Raw genomic sequence first — 16,818 nt, 5'->3', positions numbered from 1 at the left:
AATGGACGGCTTTTTCTATATCCAAACGAAAGGAGAATTTTAAAAGCTATGAAAATAAAGAAATAACTATAAACGGATGGATAAAAACCATACGTTCATCCAATCAATTCGGGTTTATTGAAATAAATGACGGTACAAATTTTAAAAATGTACAAGTCGTTGTAGAAAAAGACAGCATAGATAATTATGAAGAAGTAACGAAATTTCACGCTTCCAGCGGTATAGAAGTAAACGGGGTCTTGGTTTTAACTCCGGATATGAAACAGGATTTTGAAATCAAGGCTACAAAAGTAAGGCTTTTAGCAGGCAGCGACGGTTCGTATCCGCTTCAAAAGAAAAGACATTCTTTTGAATATTTAAGAGAAATCGCACATTTAAGACCAAGGGGAAATAGTTTCAATGCTGTTTTCAGGCTTCGTTCTTTGATTTCTTTTGCAATCCATGAATTTTTTCAAGCTAGAGATTTTGTTTATGTTAATACTCCTCTTATAACCGCAAGTGACTGCGAAGGTGCGGGAGAGATGTTTAGGGTTACAACTCTGGACATGAAAAATCCGCCTTTAAATAAAGAAGATAATATTGATTATACAAAAGACTTTTTCGGTGCGGAGACTTATCTTACCGTTTCAGGTCAGCTTCAGGCGGAAGCTTACGCGCTTGCCTTTAAAAATGTTTATACATTCGGACCGACTTTCAGAGCGGAAAATTCAAACACACCTCGTCATGCTGCTGAATTTTGGATGGTCGAGCCGGAAATCGCTTTTGCAGATTTGAGCGACGATATGGATCTTGCGGAAGATTTAATGAAATACGTGATAAATTATGCTCTTGAAAAAGCGGGAAATGAAATAGAATTCTTTAATAAATTTGTGGATAAAGGGCTTGTTGAAAGGCTTAAAGGAATACTAAATTCCACATTTAAAAGGATCACTTATACCGAAGCCATAGAAATACTAAAAAAAGCTGATGCAGAGTTTGAATATCCCGTAGAGTGGGGACTTGACCTTCAAACGGAACATGAAAGATATTTGACGGAGAAACATTTTGGTGCACCTGTGTTCGTAACTGATTATCCTAAGGAAATAAAAGCTTTTTATATGAGGATGAATGAGGATAATAAGACTGTTGCCGCAGTGGATTTACTTGTTCCCGGTGTGGGAGAAATAATAGGCGGAAGTCAAAGAGAAGAAAGATATGATGTTTTGGTTTCCAGAATGGAAGAGCTTGGTATGAACAGTGACAGCATGGGCTGGTATTTGGATCTTAGAAAGTACGGAGGAGTAAAACACGCAGGGTTCGGACTTGGTTTTGAAAGACTTATCATGTACTTATCGGGTATGAAGAATATAAGAGACGTCATACCTTTCCCAAGAACAGTAAATAATGCAAAATTTTAGTTTAAAATAAAATAGGGGTAACAGATCATGTATAAAATTTTGGCAACGGATATAGACGGGACTTTATTTACAGATGATAAAAAAATCACGGAAAAGACCAGGAGAGCCATAAAGAAATGTGCGGATATGGGAGTATATGTAATACTTTCCAGCGGAAGATATTATAAAGGCGTTCTTCCTATTGCAGAGTCCTTGGGACTTAGTGAAAGTTATCATGTTGCGGATAACGGGATATGTTATTTCAATACTAAGGGTGAAGCGGAATTTATCAAAGTATTCGATAAGGATGAATACAAGGTATTGATAGAACATTTAAGAAAGACTTGCAAGTCTTTTGTCGTCACAAATGAAACGGGAATGTGGTATGAAACGGATGACAGAAGATGTGTAGAAACTATGCTTCCAAATAACGGAGAAGCACATTATATAAAGATGAAGGATATTTTAGATGTACCAAATCCTTTTAAAATTTGTGCTTATTATGAAACAGATGAAGAGAGAGATAATATATTAAGCAGAGAATATGAAAAGATAAGCGGATGTGTATCATTTAAAGTGCTTATTGATTTTTATCCAAAAGGGGTGGATAAATATGAGACTCTGCTGGAAGTGGCAAAGAAATTAAATGTAAAAGAAGAGGAAATACTTGCCGTTGGCGACAGCGATAACGACCTTCCTATGATTGAAAATGCCGGACTTGGAGTCAGCGTGAAAAATGCAAGTGAGAATTTAAAAAATGCAAGTGATATTGTTCTGACTCAGACAAATAATGAAGATCCTCTTTGTTATGTAATAGAAAATATAATAGAAAGAACGTTATATACGGGAATGTTCTAATTTAAAATGGGGGAATTGTTAATGAAAAAAAGATTGATTTCGTTGTTTATCGTCATGGTGATGGTTTTAAGTTTCATGCCTGTGGGGGTATTTGCTTCAAATGATGTATCTGATACAGACGGTAGTAAAATAGCTGTAAGCAGTATAAGCTTTGAAAAGAAAAGTCTTGCTTATAAAGCGGGGAGTAAAGATACTTTAAAGGTAAATATATTACCTGACGGGTCAAGTCTTAGTGATGTGGAATTTATCTCCAGTAATCCAAATGTAGTAAGCGTGGATAATAATGGAAATATTGCCGCAAAGTCAAAAGGCAGTGCGGTCATTACCTGTAAGGCAAAAGATGCGGATATTAGTGATACCTGTAGTATTACCGTCAGCCAGCCGGTTACTTCCGTAAAATTAAATAAAAGCAGTATAAACTTATATCCTAAAAAGAGCTATGTTTTAAAGGCAAGTGTTTATCCTTCCAATGCAGATGACAGAAAATATAAATATACTACAAGCAATTCAAAAGTTGCTACTGTAACAAGTTCAGGCAAAGTTACTGCAAAAAGTTACGGAAGCGCATATATTTATGCCACTGTTCTTGACGGTAGCGGAAAGAAAGCTTCATGTAAAGTGAAAGTTGTTAGAGCGGTCACTAAGATAAAACTAAATAAGACTTCAGTAAAGAAAAAAATAGGAAGTAAATATCAGTTAAAAGCTAAATTATATCCAAGTAATGCTTACAATAAAAAGGTCAAGTATTATACAAGTAATAAAAATGTGGTGAAAGTTAATTCTAAAACCGGTAAACTTCATTTTGTCGGTCCTGGCAAAGCAACCATTACCTGTAAGGCTCTTGACGGGAGCGGTAAAAAAGTTAAATGTAAGGTCGTATCATTGTGTAAGAAGCCGGGTTGGTATAAAAAAAGCGGCAAGAAATATTATGCAAAGAAAAACGGAACTCTGGTTTACGGCGTAGCAAGCATAAAGGGTACGAGATATTATTTCCATCCAAAGACGGGGGTAATGCAGAAAAAGGTTTGGAAATATGTTAAGATCGGCGGAAAAAGATATAAGCTTTACTTTAATTCAAAGGGTAAACAAGCTCAGAACGTCGATAAATTAATAGGAAAACAAAAGAAATATTTGGTAACTGTAAATACTAAGACGAATACAGTCATAGTATATGCTAAAGATAAGAAGTACGGATATATAATCCCCGTAAAGGCAATGGTTTGTTCTACGGGTGTTGCTTCTTCACCTACTATAAGGGGGACTTTTAAACTTAGAAGGATAGGTAAATGGCATGAACTTATGAACAGCGTTTACGGTCAGTACTGTACACAGATTTCCGGTAATTATTTGTTCCATTCTGCATGGTACTATCAAAGGGGAAATAAAAAATCTATAAGCGTTTCTGAATATAAGAAACTTGGAAGAAATGCTTCTCACGGATGTGTCAGACTTACCGTTGCGGATGCAAAATGGATATATGACAGATGTGCGGGTTCTACCGTAAAGGTATTTTCCACTACGAGAAAAGCACCTCTTAAGAAACCGAAAAGACCTAATCCGAGAAGAGTTTCGGGAGATAGGGGATACTGTCCTACAGACCCTGCATTTAATAAAAAGAAATAGTTAATAGGTATCTAAATATAATTTAATAAGTAAAATAAAAAAGACCTTTTATGCTAAGGTCTTTTTTTGTATTAATGGATAAGTAAGGGGCGCGGAATCTGCGTAAGCAGGCGTAGTGCCCCGTGAAGAGACGATGATAAAATGAAATGTGTTTTTAATAATTTACTTTTTTAAATTTACCTTCTTTGTCTTTCGACACTTTAGTCCACTTTTTAAATGATTTGATATATTTCCCTTTGTAGTAATATTTTGATTTAGAAGCCTTTCCCTTGCTGTAATAAATATTTTTGTTAAATTTCAAATTATCGCTATATTTTTTATTAAAAGGGATATAAACAATAGGAGAGTTGGAATATTTATTTGAAAATATATTATTTTTTACATTTATATCCTTTGCTTTTGAAATTGTGAGTATAGCTTCCTTTTTTCCGCTGTTGATGCATTTGTTTTTATACAAAGTTACATTATAAACAGTTCCCAAACTTTTTTTATATCCTCCCACTGTGATTCCATTTTTACTGCAGTCGTAGACCTTATTGTTATATACTTTTATATTCTTTGTGCTGTACTTCTTTATTGGTTTTCTTTCCGAACCTATTTCAATACCTCCGCTGCAATTTGTTATTTTATTGCTTTGTAGTCTGATATCCTGTCCTCCGTCTACGTAAAGACCGTAGCTTGTCGCATATTTTGACTTCTCGTTTTTTATAATATTTTTATACACAAAACACTTTCTTGGGAAATCTGCTTTTTTTGTTTTGCAGTATCCGTAATTTCCTGTTAGATCAATACCGATATTCCCTGTTTTATTTAAATTATTTTTTATGATATTTATATTTTCATTGTTTGAGGATACTGAAATACATTCTCCCCATCCGGTATCCATATCATATAATTTATTATTATTCATAAGTACATTATTTATCTTATGTTTTCCGTTTTCTCCAAGGAGCAAAATCCCGTTTGTATATTCTTCTTTCTTTGGATTTTTAACTCTTATATTCGTAATTCTATTATTTGTTAAAATGATATGGTTTGCTCCGCTTGATAGATTGATACCTGCTATATCATTTCCCTTTGCATTTTTAACGGTAAGTCCCATTATTTTTATGTATGAAGAGTTATTTAAATCTATTATTGAACTATGTTTTTTTATGTTGGAACCGTCTATGACTACTTTTTCTTTGTTGTGATTCCTTACTATAATATATTTGTTTCTATTTCCCTTTTTCTTTATATCAATTTTTTCTTTGTAATTACCGCTTCTTAAAACAAGGGTGTATCCTGCCTTTGTTTTGGATAAGCCTTTTTTTATGGTCTTATACGGTAATGATTTTGTACCTTTATTGTTATCATCTCCATTTTTAGAAGAAACGTATATTATATTTTTTTTAGGCATATCAGCTTCGCTTTTTTTATTTTCCATTACATTTATACATTTAGTTTTAAAATACTTATCTCCTCTTATCAAATCATAAAGTCTTGTTTTAGCACTTGCCAGAGATAATATACTTATGCAAATCATAAATGTAAAAATAAATAATATATTTTTCTTTTTCATACCTTTCCCTCTTTTCATTGATATAATTATATACCTTTATATTTGTTTTGTTATGATTTTAATAAAAAAACACCCTAAAATGATATTAAAGGTGTTTTGGTAAATTTGATTTATATATTTTTATTTAAGAAAAATTTTATATATAAGGATTAAAATTCACCTGTAAAATAAGTAAAAATCCCAAGAATATTTTATGTTCTTGGGATTATACTTTAGTTTATAAAGTGTATCTAATTTTATCATAGAATAAAATTGATTTGGTATTATAAACTTATTCTTTACATAATAATATGATTAATTATATTTTAATCTTCAATAATAGTGATTTCTTTTATTTTTCTTTCTTCTTTTGGTTTGTCCATATAATCCGTCGGAGTTTCAGCTATTTTATCTAAAACATCATATCCTTCGATAAGTTTGCCGAATGCCGCATAGTCTCCGTCTAAATGGGGAGCATTTTCGTGCATGATAAAGAACTGGCTTCCCGCGGAATTTTTATCCATGCTTCTCGCCATGGATAAAACGCCTCTTTCGTGTTTTAAGTCGTTTTTAATCCCGTTGGAAGAAAACTCTCCTTTTATCGTATGTCCGGGACCGCCCATTCCGTTCCCGTCGGGACATCCTCCCTGTATCATAAATCCTTTTATTACTCTATGGAATATAAGTCCGTTGTAAAATCCTTTTTTAGCAAGTTTAATGAAATTATCACATGTTATTGGTGCTATATCCTCGTAAAGCTCAGCGAGCATAATATCGCCGTCTTCCATTTCTATCTTTACTTTTGTCATTTTTTTCATTCCTTTCTTTCTATATTACAAATATTTTACCATACATAAATAAATAAAAGGAATAAATTTAAATTTTTTATGTACTTTTTCTCACTTCTTTATTATAATGTTAGCTGGTAGGTGAAAATTATGGAGAAAAGAAACGAATACGTATCGGCGTTAATCCTTGCTGGAGGGCTTGGTACGAGAATGAAATCCGATAAACCCAAAGTACTTCACGAAATATGCGGAGAAACACTTCTAAAACATGTTATTTTAAATGTGGAAGAAGCGGGTATTGAAGATATCGGAGTTGTAGTCGGATATAAAGCCGAAATGGTCAAGGAAATGACGGGAGATAAGTATAGTTACTTCCTTCAAAGTGAGCAACTCGGGACCGGACATGCAGTTATGATGGCAAGGGAATTCCTTAAAGGAAAAAAAGGAAAGATACTTGTTTTATGCGGTGACGCTCCTTTGATAAATAAAGATATCATAAATGATTTCGTTAAATATTCTTATGATAACGAACTGGATTTAGGTGTTCTTACCGCTATTTTAGACGATGCGAAGAGTTACGGCAGAATAGTTAGAAAAAACGGAAGGCTGGAAAAAATAGTCGAACTCAAAGACGCTGATAAAAATGAAGCCGAAATAAATGAAGTAAATTCGGGGACTTACATATTTGATATAGAAAAACTTTTAAAACATTTGGATGAGCTTTCCACAAATAATGCTCAAAGCGAATACTACATTACTGATATGATTGAAATATTTAAAGATAATGATTATAATGTAGATGCATTTGCCGCAAGTGAAGGTAATATTATTGAAGCTGCAAATAACAGGTATGAATTATCCAAATGTGAAGAATTGTTCAGAGAAAAAATAAATAAAGAATTGATGTTAGACGGGGTGACGATTATCGACCCTAAATCTACATATATAGACAGAAACGTTAAAGTCGGAACAGACACTGTTATTTATCCCAATACGATAATCAAAAAAGGAAGTGTTATAGGAAAAGAGAATATTATTTACTCTTCAAGAATTGAAAATAGTATAATCGGAAATAACAACAAGATAGATAACTGCGTTATTGTTGACGCAAAAGTAAATGACAACAATCAAATAGGTCCTTATGTTCATTTAAGACCGAATGCGGATATAAAAAACAATACCAGACTGGGTAATTTCGTGGAAGTCAAAAACTCTTCTATCGGAAACGGCACTAAGGTAAGTCATCTTACATATATCGGAGACGGCGATATAGGAGAGAATACCAATGTAGGGTGCGGAGTAGTATTCGTAAACTATGACGGTAAAAAGAAATATCGTACAAAAGTTGGGGATAACTGTTTTGTAGGGTGTAATGTAAACCTTGTTGCACCTATAAATATAGATGATAATGTTTATATTGCAGCAGGCTCCACACTTACTGATGACGTTGAAAAAGACTCTCTTGCAATTGCAAGGAGCAGACAGACAGTAAAAAAAGGATACAAAAAAAAATAAAAAGTTATTACATTACAATTTAAAAACAAATCAAATTTTGCTATAATAAGTTTATAAATAGTTTAGTCACTATTTTAATAAAATATAAAATATAATGGGGAGTAGAAAATGATAGAATCTTTTTCAGACATTTGTTTACTTGCAGGTAATTCAAATAAGGCTTTGGCACAAGAAATAGCAGACAATTTAGCATTACCTCTATGTTCGGCAAAAATCGGTAAATTCTCTGACGGAGAAATCAATGTAACAATCAATGAATCAGTTAGAGGAAGAGACGTTTTTGTCATTCAATCTTTATGTTATCCGGTCAATGATAATTTAATGGAATTATTAATAATAATAGATGCACTTAAGAGAGCTTCTGCCGGAAGGATTAATGTTGTTATGCCTTACTACGGCTATGCAAGACAGGATAGAAAGGAAAAGGGAAGAGTTCCTATCACAGCCAGATTGGTTGCTGATATGCTGACTACTGCCGGTGCTGACAGAGTTATTTCTATCGACCTGCATGCAGACCAAATTCAAGGGTTCTTTAATATACCATTTGACAGATTATACGGTAGACCAATCATCGCCGATTACATCCTTTCCGAAAATGAAAGTATGGATAATGTGGTCGTTGTGTCTCCTGACGCAGGAAGCGTTAAACGTTCAAGAAAGTTAGCGGAATATTTAAATGTTCCTTTAGCAATAATAGATAAGAGAAGACCAAAGGATAATGTTGCGGAAGTAATGAACGTTATCGGGGAAGTAAGAGGAAAGAAAGTCATTATGATCGACGATATGATAGATACCGGAGGTACTATCGTAGGTGCGGCCAATGCTTTGGAACAGCTCGGTGCAAGTAAGATAATTTGTGCTTGTACTCACCCTGTATTATCGGGTCCGGCGGTAGAAAGAATTGAAAACTCGGCTATTGACAGATTGATAGCTACAAATACTATCCCATTAACAGCTGATAAGAAAATTGACAAGATTACGGTGTTATCTGTTGCGCCTTTACTTGCTAAGGCAGTAAAGATAATCCATACCGGAAAATCTATTAGCTCAATTTTTTCATAAAAAATATTATATTTTGAAAGGAAATGAAGAATTATGGATTTAAAAACAATTGCTAATAATGTCAGAGTCGGCATTATTACAGAAGTAGCTGCTGCACAAAGCGGACATCCAGGCGGATCTTTATCAAGTGCCGATATCGTTACATATCTTTACTTTGAAGCTATGAATATCGATAAAGACAATCTTGACGATCCAAACAGAGATAAATTTATTTTAAGTAAAGGACATGCATCACCTGTTTTATATGCTGCTCTTGCTGAAAAAGGAATTATTGAGAGAGAAGAACTTAAGACATTCAGAAAAATCAATACTAGACTTCAAGGTCACCCTGCAATCAATAAATGCCCGGGCGTTGATATGACAGCGGGTTCATTGGGACTTGGTTTCCCTGTAGCTGCCGGTCTTGCTTTAGGTAACAAATTAGACGGTAAAGATTCTACTGTTTATACCTTGGTTGGAGACGGTGAAATCCAAGAAGGTACTATCTGGGAAGCTGCAATGGCTGCAAGTCATTACAAACTTGATAACTTAATCGTATATGTAGATAACAATAATCTACAAATCGACGGACCTATAACAGACGTTATGTCTCCATACCCAATCGATGAAAAATTCGCTGCATTCGGTTTCAATGTAATCAATGTAGATGACGGACATGACTTTGACAAATTAAGAAAAGCTAACGAAGAAGCTAAAGCTTGTAAAGGAAAACCTAGTGTAATTATTTGTAAGACAGTAAAAGGTAAAGGTGTTTCATTCATGGAAAACCAAGTTGGTTGGCATGGAAAAGCTCCTAGTGAGGAACAAGCTAAAGAAGCTATTGAAGAATTAGGAGGTTGGAAATAATGAGTAATATTGCTACTAGAGAATCTTACGGAAACGCCGTAACAGAACTTGGTAAAGAAAATTCTAACATCGTTGTATTAGATGCCGATCTAGCCGGCGCTACAAAATCAGGCGTATTTAAAAAAGCATTCCCTGAAAGACATTTTAATGCCGGTATCGCTGAAATGGACATGGTATGTTTAGCTGCCGGTTTATCCCTTGCAGGTAAAATCCCATTCGTATCTACTTTTGCTGTATTTGGTACAGGAAGAGCTTACGATGCAGTAAGAAACGCTGTATGTTATCCAAAATTAAATGTTAAACTTGCTTTGACACATGCCGGACTTACAGTAGGTGAAGACGGTGCTACTCACCAAATGTTAGAAGATATCGCTCTTATGAACGCTCTTCCTAACATGACAGTTATCGTTCCTGCCGATGATACAGAAGCTAAACAAGTAGTTAAAGCTGCTGCGGAAATCGACGGTCCTGTATTTATGAGATTTGCAAGAGCTGCTACACCTGTAGTTTTCGGTGATGATTATAAATTTGAAGTTGGTAAAGCTGCAACAATCAAAGAAGGCGACGATGTAACATTGATTGCTTGCGGTATCATGGTTCAAAAAGCTATCGAAGCAGCTGAAGAACTTAAAAAAGACGGTATCAATGCGAGAGTTATCAACATGGCTACAATCAAGCCTCTTGACAAAGCTGCTGTTGTTAAAGCTGCAAAAGAAACAGGTGCTATCGTTACTTGTGAAGAACATTCTGTTTATGGTGGTCTCGGAAGCGTTGTATCTCAGGCACTTAGTGAAGAATGTCCTGTTCCGATGGAATATGTAGCTGTTCAGGATACATTCGGTGAAAGCGGTACTCCTGATGCATTATTAGCTAAATACCATATCGATACTCCGGATATTATCGAAGCTGCTAAAAAAGCTGTTGGAAGAAAATAATGAATAAAAAACGAATCGCGGGAATAACTCTCTTAGTAATAAGTATAGGATTATTGATTGCATTCGTTATTAACAAGGTGGGGTTTGATTTTTTTACAAACCCCACAAGATTAAAGGCGTTCATTTCCGGTTTTGGTGTATGGGCTCCTTTAGTTTTTTTTAGTTTGCAGTTTTTACAGGTTATTATTGCTCCGATACCGGGTAACGTTCTTGGTGTTGTCGGAGGAGGGCTGTTTGGTTTTGTAAACAGTCTTATACTCAACGGACTTGCGATATATCTCGGAAGTATGGTCATGTTTGCCCTTGGTAAACATTTCAGTGAGAAGGTCGCTCTTAAGTTTGTTGAAAAGGAAACTTATGACCATTATTTAAAAATAGTGTCCGGTAAAAAAGGTAAACTGAGTTTATTTTTAGCATTTTTACTTCCGTTTTTTCCCGATGATGCCTTATGTTTGATAGCGGGAAGCAGTAATCTTTCATATAAGGAATTTATTGTTTTTTTATTGCTTGCGAGAACACCCGGGATACTATACCCCGGTCTTTTAGGTGCGGGGCTTATCGGTAAGGATTTTAAAATGTTAGTTGCAATAAGTTTACTTTATGGTATCATATTATTTGTAGTATACCTATTTAGAAATAAATTAATAAAAGATGATGTAATCGATGAGTAAGGAGTTAATTATGCAACCATATTATATTTTCGTAACAGGCGGAGTAGTTTCATCACTTGGTAAAGGAATAACTGCGGCAAGTTTAGGAAGATTACTTAAAGCAAGAGGGGTTAATGTATTCATTCAAAAATTAGACCCATATTTAAATTTTGACCCGGGAACGATGTCTCCATTCCAGCATGGGGAAGTTTTTGTGACCGAAGATGGTGCAGAAACCGACTTGGACCTTGGTCATTATGAAAGATTTATAGATATAAATTGTTCGAATAAAAGTAATATAACGACAGGTAAGATTTACTGGTCTATCATATCTAAGGAAAGAAAAGGTGATTTCCTCGGAGGGACTGTTCAGGTAATACCTCATATCACCAATGAAATAAAAGATTTCATTAAAGCCGCAGGAGAAGAATCCGGGGCGGATGTTGTAATAAGTGAGATAGGCGGGACCGTTGGGGATATAGAAAGCCAGCCTTTCCTTGAAGCTATAAGACAGATGAAAGGTGACTGTCCGGGCAGAGTATTATACATACATGTTACACTGCTTCCTTACCTTGGAAAAGCAATGGAACTTAAAACAAAACCTACACAGCATTCGGTCAAAGAACTTAGAAGTATTGGTATCCAGCCTAATATCATAGTTCCGAGAAGTGAACTGCCTGTATCGGAATCTATCAAAGAAAAGATAGCGTTATTCTGTGACGTTCCTAAGGAAGCCGTAATCCCTAACTATGATGCTGAAACTTTATATGAAGTACCGATGTCTCTTGAAGATGAAGGTCTTGCCGATTATGTCATCAAATGTTTAAATATACCAGCAAAAGAACTTGACCTTTCCGAATGGGAGCAAGTCGTTGATAAGGTTAAATCTATAAACAAGAAAGTTAAGATTGCCCTTGTAGGTAAATATGTTTCTTTAAGAGACGCTTATTTATCCGTTGCGGAAGCATTGTATCACGGCGGTATAGAAAATGAAGCCGAAGTTGAGATAGACTGGATCGATTCCGAAGAAATAACTAAAGATAACGTTGAAGATAAATTAAAAGACGTAAACGGTATTATCGTTCCCGGCGGGTTCGGAACAAGAGGTGTCGAAGGAAAACTTCTTGCCGCTAAATATGCAAGAGAAAATAAAGTTCCTTACTTGGGACTTTGTCTTGGAATGCAGGTTGCCGTAATAGAATTTGCAAGAAATGTTCTTGGAATAAAAGACGCAACCAGTTCTGAATTTGATGAAAACACAAAAAATCCTGTTATAGACTTAATGCCGGAACAAAAAGATATAGATAATAAAGGCGGAACGATGAGACTTGGTGCTTATCCTTGTGATTTAAAAGAAGGGACAAAAGCATACGAAGCATACGGGGAAGAACATATTTCCGAAAGACATCGTCATAGATATGAAGTAAACAACGAATACAGAGATAAGCTTGAAGAAGCGGGAATGATCATCTCCGGTATATCACCAAGCAGAGTATTGGTTGAAATGGTTGAAATCAAAGATCATCCTTGGTATGTTGCTACTCAGGCACATCCTGAATTTAAAAGCAGACCTAACAGAGCACATCCTTTGTTCAGAGAATTTGTAAAACATGCTTTGGAAAACAATGAAAAATAAAAAGAGCATTTTAATGCTCTTTTTTTGTGTAATAAAATATTGTTATTATGGAATAAGAATACCTTCAGCCTCTTTTATATTATTTATTTCTATCATATATTTACGAACAGCTTTTAAAATCAATCGGAAACAATCTTCCATTTCGAATGCGAAGCTGTCATAATCTTTCTTTTTTAAATAATAACAAGCTTGTAAACTTTTTTTATTTAGCTTGCATATACTTTGAGTTTTATTATTGTATAAAGATAAGTAGTATCCCCATTCGATTACTTTATTTGTTTGTATAAGTATTTCTTTAAGTGGTTTCAAATCAGTTTTATTGATTATTTCATTCAATATGTTATCAAATGATATGTTATCTACGTCTTTTGCTTTATCTGTCAGTATATTGATTTCTTCATCGGTGAACATTTTTGCAGCTCTTTTTGAGGAAACGCCAATTATCAATATCATTAACTGAAGTGCATATAAATATAATAATGAGTTTCTTTTTTCTACCGGGTTTTTATTTGCTTCATAGATGTATAATTCATTAGGTGTTAATACTAAAGTTCCTTTTCCGTTTATGGTTTTAGTAAATTTTATTTTGTTTAGTACTAATAGAGCTTTACGTATCGTAGAAACAGAAGCATTATACTCTTTTGCCAAAATTGCTTCGGAAGGTAAAAAGGTATTATGAGGATATATGCCCCTTCCGATTTTATCTATTAAATCTTGTGTTATTTGTCTATATCTGAAATCCTTACCTCTTCTTATATCCCATGAAAAACTTCCTGTTTGTTCAGGCATATCATTTGTTGTCTGTTCTAATTTTTTTAAACTATATTTTATTATTGAATATACCTCATTATAAATTTGTTTGAAATCTTCATTTCGTTTATATGAATCTCTTAAATTCAATGCGGTAGCTAAATGTTTTATATCGGGGATATTATCTCTAATACATATCCCCGTATAAGTTTTTTGTTCTTCTGCAAAAAAGCTTAGGTAGCTGTGAAGTTCAAAGTTATTATATAAATCTGAAAATAAAGGATTACCGCTGTGTTTTAAAATATCCAGATAAATATTTGATATTATTCTCCATTCTTCAGGTGGAAGTGCTCTTTTTTTGATTTTTTCAATTTGAATATAATTTGGTAATAGATTTATTGAGTCCAATCCTTTTGCCGAAAATGTAAGAATAGCCGGTAAAATCAAAGACATTGTTTCATATATTTGTAATAGGATATCACGATGAGATAATATTTTTTTCGTTAATGTATTGTTTTTATTAGTATTATAAATAACTTTTGGAGTTTTTCTCGGTTCTATAACAATGAGTCCTTCTTCTTTTAGCTTACTGAGAACATTATTTATCGTATAAATACTCACTTGAAATTCATCACATAGTTTTCTTGAAGATGATAGATGATTGCCTTTTTGGATTACACCGCTTATTATTTTTTCTTTTAAATTTCTATATACATAATCAAACTTTGTTTCCATATTATAAATCCTTTTTTATTATATTATATCACAAATTTAATAAACCTATATGGTTACCTTTGCAAATAGGTATTGTTTTTTATCTTTTAAATTTTATAAAATATTTTGTGAAATCAATAATATTGGTAAGAAGTTTTGGTGAGGAGCGGAGTGAAGCCCCGAAGAGGTGGTAGTGCATAGCCCTGCAAAAAAGTTTTATTTAAAAAGCCTTCGGGCTTCCCTTGAAATAATCTTAGAAAAAGGGACAGAGTAAGTTATTTTGTTACTATAAGTTTACTTTTAGTAACAAAAATGATATTTAAAAAGTGCAGGATAAAAACATATAAAATGAAATAAAAAAATAAATATTGACACAAATTAATTAAATTATGTATCAATATCTGAAATTTAAAGGTATTAAGATTAATAAACTAAAAGTAAACATTTTGTTTTAAAACGTAAATTTTTTTTATCTTTATCGATATTAATTTAGTTCAGTAATATAAAGGAGTGAATATTTTTGGATAAGAAATATTTAATTCAAAAAACAAATTTACATTCTTTCCATTCGGAAGAAATACCCCCAAACGGCAGGATTTTTATGTTAAAAATAAAAGATTTAAATAACGGATATCCAAAGGGGATTATACATAATTTATTTTTTATTGAACCTTATACTTTTTTGGGTTTTGACGATGCGATTTTAAAGATAAATCAAATGATGGACATACTTAATAATCCTCAGTCATTTACTAAGCTTAGGACTTTTTTTGATAAAGAATATAAGCATACTAAAAAATTTTATGATAAATGGTTAAGTGAAGGTAAAGAAAAAAACAATTATACTCAATATTGGGATCCTAAATCGTTAAAACCAAATAAAAAAGATATTATTGTTTTTTATATAAATGTTATTTACAGACGTAATAGCAGCTGGCAGGGGGAAGTTATTTGGAAAGGACATAGAAAAGTAGCTTTTAGAAGTGTACTTGAGCTTCTTAATTTAATTCGTTCGGCAATTTTAAATGATAAATACTTAGTGAAACTTAAGGAGCAGTATTGATATGAAGGATAAAAGCTATTTGGGTTTATTGGAATATCTATCATTTAAAGTCGGATGTATGTATTTATCCGATTTAAGATATAATGAAAATTTATATAATATACAACACGAGTTGAGAAGTATTGATCCTAATATTTATAGTTTAAAGGAATGGAACGATGCGGTAAATTATATTACCGGGGAGAGATATGAATTTGATAATGTTAATGAAGCATTGGATTTTTTAATAAGTATTTAAAATAAGATATATATTTTAAATGAATATTTAGATAATTGGTAATTTAAAAATGAATATTTATAAAACCTGTATTATCAAAAATTAATTATCTTTTGAATATAAAAAGCACCTTTTTAGGTGCTTTTTATATTTATTCTTTTTATTTAGCCGGAGCAAATTTCACAGGTCTATTTAAATTGTCTACAGTGTCAAAAGTATATCCTTGTTTTTTTAGCGTTTTTATTACATGGTCAAGACCTTTTGATAGAGCTGTATTTCTATCAAATACGTGCATAAGTACAACTACTTCGTCATTCCATTTTGCCTGCTTTATAATCCTGTTATATTGTTTCTTAGGCATTTTTGCGTCGACATCATCGGGAAATGCGTTCCAATCTACATAATCGTATCCATGGGCTTTTGTTAATTTAATAGCTTTTTTTATTACTTTTTTACCTCCGTATGAGAAGGAAATAGTATTGTTTGTTCCTCCGGGGAAACGGAAGATCCTGCAATCATATCCGGTGGCTTTTAAAAAGTTGATCCTGTTTTTTTCTAAATCTTTAAGGAAAGCTTTTGGACTCTTATATACTTTTTTATAATCGTGGGAATAAGTATGAAGTGCAAGTAAATGCCCTTCTTTCACGATTTCTTTTATAACTTTTTTACCATCATTATCTTTGGCACCGTTAAAGAAGAATGTGGCTTTTATATTATTTTTCTTTAGAACCTTTAATACTTTATAAGTCATCTGTGTTGGTCCGTCATCAAAAGTGAGATATATTTTTTTCAGTTTTGTTGATTTGATATCGTTTTTTTTTACTTCTCCTATGGTAAACAAGTCGTTATTTATATTTGTCATAGAGGATAATAATTCTGAAACACTGAATTTATTGGTATTCGCATATGAGATAATATCTTTATTTCCCTTAGTTTTTATGATTTTGATTTTTTTGTTATCATCTATATATCCAGCTAGTTTACCTCTTGAATCATATACCTTGCAGACAGTTTTTGTTAAAGCATTATCCTCTTTATTTTTTGAATATTTGATAGGTTCTTTTGTATTGTCAGATGATACTAAAGTATTTTCATTTTTGTTTTGTATATTTTCATTAGCTTTGCTATAATTATTAACAGGTGATATATTTAAAGTTACAAGTAACATTAATATATATATTAAAGAAAATAGGATTGTTAAATTTTTATTCATTGATGTATTTATATCTTCATTCATAACTTTAT

15 protein-coding genes are annotated in these 16,818 nt (G+C 32.9%); 11 read left to right on the top strand and 4 right to left on the bottom strand.

What is annotated here, in order from left to right; genetic code table 11:
- Window positions 1-17: 17 nt before the first annotated feature.
- Genes asnS through Q0516_RS08915 form a run of 3 tightly spaced genes read left to right on the top strand, consistent with a single transcriptional unit; the run spans window position 18 to window position 3,857 of the window.
- Window positions 18-1,397, top strand: coding sequence for an asparagine--tRNA ligase (gene asnS, locus Q0516_RS08925; RefSeq protein ID WP_294466774.1), 1,380 nt, complete (start codon window positions 18-20; stop codon window positions 1,395-1,397).
- Window positions 1,398-1,424: 27 nt separating this feature from the next.
- Window positions 1,425-2,234 carry a Cof-type HAD-IIB family hydrolase gene (locus Q0516_RS08920; RefSeq protein ID WP_294466767.1) on the top strand — a complete coding sequence of 270 codons (810 nt, stop codon included), beginning with the start codon at window positions 1,425-1,427 and terminating at the stop codon, window positions 2,232-2,234.
- A gap of 21 nt (window positions 2,235-2,255) precedes the next feature.
- Entirely contained in the window at window positions 2,256-3,857 is a 1,602-nt protein-coding gene (locus tag Q0516_RS08915; RefSeq protein WP_294466765.1) for an Ig-like domain-containing protein, read from the top strand.
- A 154-nt stretch (window positions 3,858-4,011) separates the two neighbouring features.
- On the opposite strand, the gene Q0516_RS08910 is transcribed toward Q0516_RS08915, so the two are convergent.
- Window positions 4,012-5,418 (bottom strand): right-handed parallel beta-helix repeat-containing protein, encoded by a 1,407-nt coding sequence (locus Q0516_RS08910; protein WP_294466763.1) that lies wholly within the window; start codon window positions 5,416-5,418, stop codon window positions 4,012-4,014.
- Window positions 5,419-5,723: 305 nt separating this feature from the next.
- Complete coding sequence (locus tag Q0516_RS08905) at window positions 5,724-6,215, bottom strand: peptidylprolyl isomerase (RefSeq protein ID WP_365945531.1); 492 nt, start codon at window positions 6,213-6,215, stop codon at window positions 5,724-5,726.
- 120 nt (window positions 6,216-6,335) lie between these two features.
- Here Q0516_RS08905 and glmU point away from each other — a divergent pair, with 120 nt between their 5' ends.
- The 6 genes from glmU (at window position 6,336) to Q0516_RS08875 (ending at window position 12,829) form a co-directional block, all read left to right on the top strand.
- A complete protein-coding gene (gene glmU, locus Q0516_RS08900; RefSeq protein WP_294466751.1) occupies window positions 6,336-7,700 on the top strand; it encodes a bifunctional UDP-N-acetylglucosamine diphosphorylase/glucosamine-1-phosphate N-acetyltransferase GlmU in 1,365 nt (454 codons plus the stop codon).
- A gap of 108 nt (window positions 7,701-7,808) precedes the next feature.
- On the top strand, window positions 7,809-8,762 hold the full coding sequence (locus Q0516_RS08895; protein WP_257480424.1) for a ribose-phosphate pyrophosphokinase: 954 nt from the start codon (window positions 7,809-7,811) through the stop codon (window positions 8,760-8,762).
- Between the two features lie 33 nt (window positions 8,763-8,795).
- Window positions 8,796-9,608, top strand: a complete 813-nt coding sequence (locus tag Q0516_RS08890) for a transketolase (RefSeq protein ID WP_294466747.1) — start codon at window positions 8,796-8,798, stop codon at window positions 9,606-9,608.
- On the top strand, window positions 9,608-10,543 hold the full coding sequence (locus Q0516_RS08885) for a transketolase family protein (protein ID WP_007050946.1): 936 nt from the start codon (window positions 9,608-9,610) through the stop codon (window positions 10,541-10,543). The genes Q0516_RS08890 and Q0516_RS08885 overlap by 1 nt, the downstream gene beginning before the upstream one ends.
- On the top strand, window positions 10,543-11,214 hold the full coding sequence (locus Q0516_RS08880; protein WP_257480422.1) for a VTT domain-containing protein: 672 nt from the start codon (window positions 10,543-10,545) through the stop codon (window positions 11,212-11,214). Before Q0516_RS08885 ends, Q0516_RS08880 begins: the two co-directional genes overlap by 1 nt.
- Window positions 11,215-11,224: 10 nt before the next feature.
- Window positions 11,225-12,829: a CTP synthase gene (locus Q0516_RS08875; RefSeq protein WP_257480421.1), complete on the top strand. Its 1,605-nt coding sequence runs from the start codon at window positions 11,225-11,227 to the stop codon at window positions 12,827-12,829.
- A gap of 45 nt (window positions 12,830-12,874) precedes the next feature.
- Here the strand turns inward: Q0516_RS08875 and Q0516_RS08870 are convergent, their stop codons facing one another.
- Window positions 12,875-14,314, bottom strand: a complete 1,440-nt coding sequence (locus tag Q0516_RS08870; RefSeq protein WP_294466743.1) for a GntR family transcriptional regulator — start codon at window positions 14,312-14,314, stop codon at window positions 12,875-12,877.
- A 499-nt stretch (window positions 14,315-14,813) separates the two neighbouring features.
- On the opposite strand from Q0516_RS08870, the gene Q0516_RS08865 reads away from it, so the two are divergent.
- Window positions 14,814-15,356 carry a hypothetical protein gene (locus Q0516_RS08865; RefSeq protein ID WP_257480418.1) on the top strand — a complete coding sequence of 181 codons (543 nt, stop codon included), beginning with the start codon at window positions 14,814-14,816 and terminating at the stop codon, window positions 15,354-15,356.
- 1 nt (window position 15,357) lies between these two features.
- Window positions 15,358-15,594 (top strand): hypothetical protein, encoded by a 237-nt coding sequence (locus Q0516_RS08860; RefSeq protein WP_294466738.1) that lies wholly within the window; start codon window positions 15,358-15,360, stop codon window positions 15,592-15,594.
- A gap of 139 nt (window positions 15,595-15,733) precedes the next feature.
- Here Q0516_RS08860 and Q0516_RS08855 read toward each other — a convergent pair whose 3' ends face one another.
- The gene (locus Q0516_RS08855; protein WP_299237635.1) at window positions 15,734-16,810 is read right to left on the bottom strand and encodes a polysaccharide deacetylase family protein; all 1,077 of its coding nucleotides are present in this window, start codon (window positions 16,808-16,810) and stop codon (window positions 15,734-15,736) included.
- Window positions 16,811-16,818: the final 8 nt, after the last annotated feature.

It is taken from the genome of uncultured Anaerofustis sp. (assembly GCF_938029165.1).
GTDB lineage: Bacteria > Bacillota > Clostridia > Eubacteriales > Anaerofustaceae > Anaerofustis.
The sequence above is the reverse complement of the archived record's forward strand: the minus strand, read 5'-3'. Positions and strand labels throughout refer to the sequence as shown.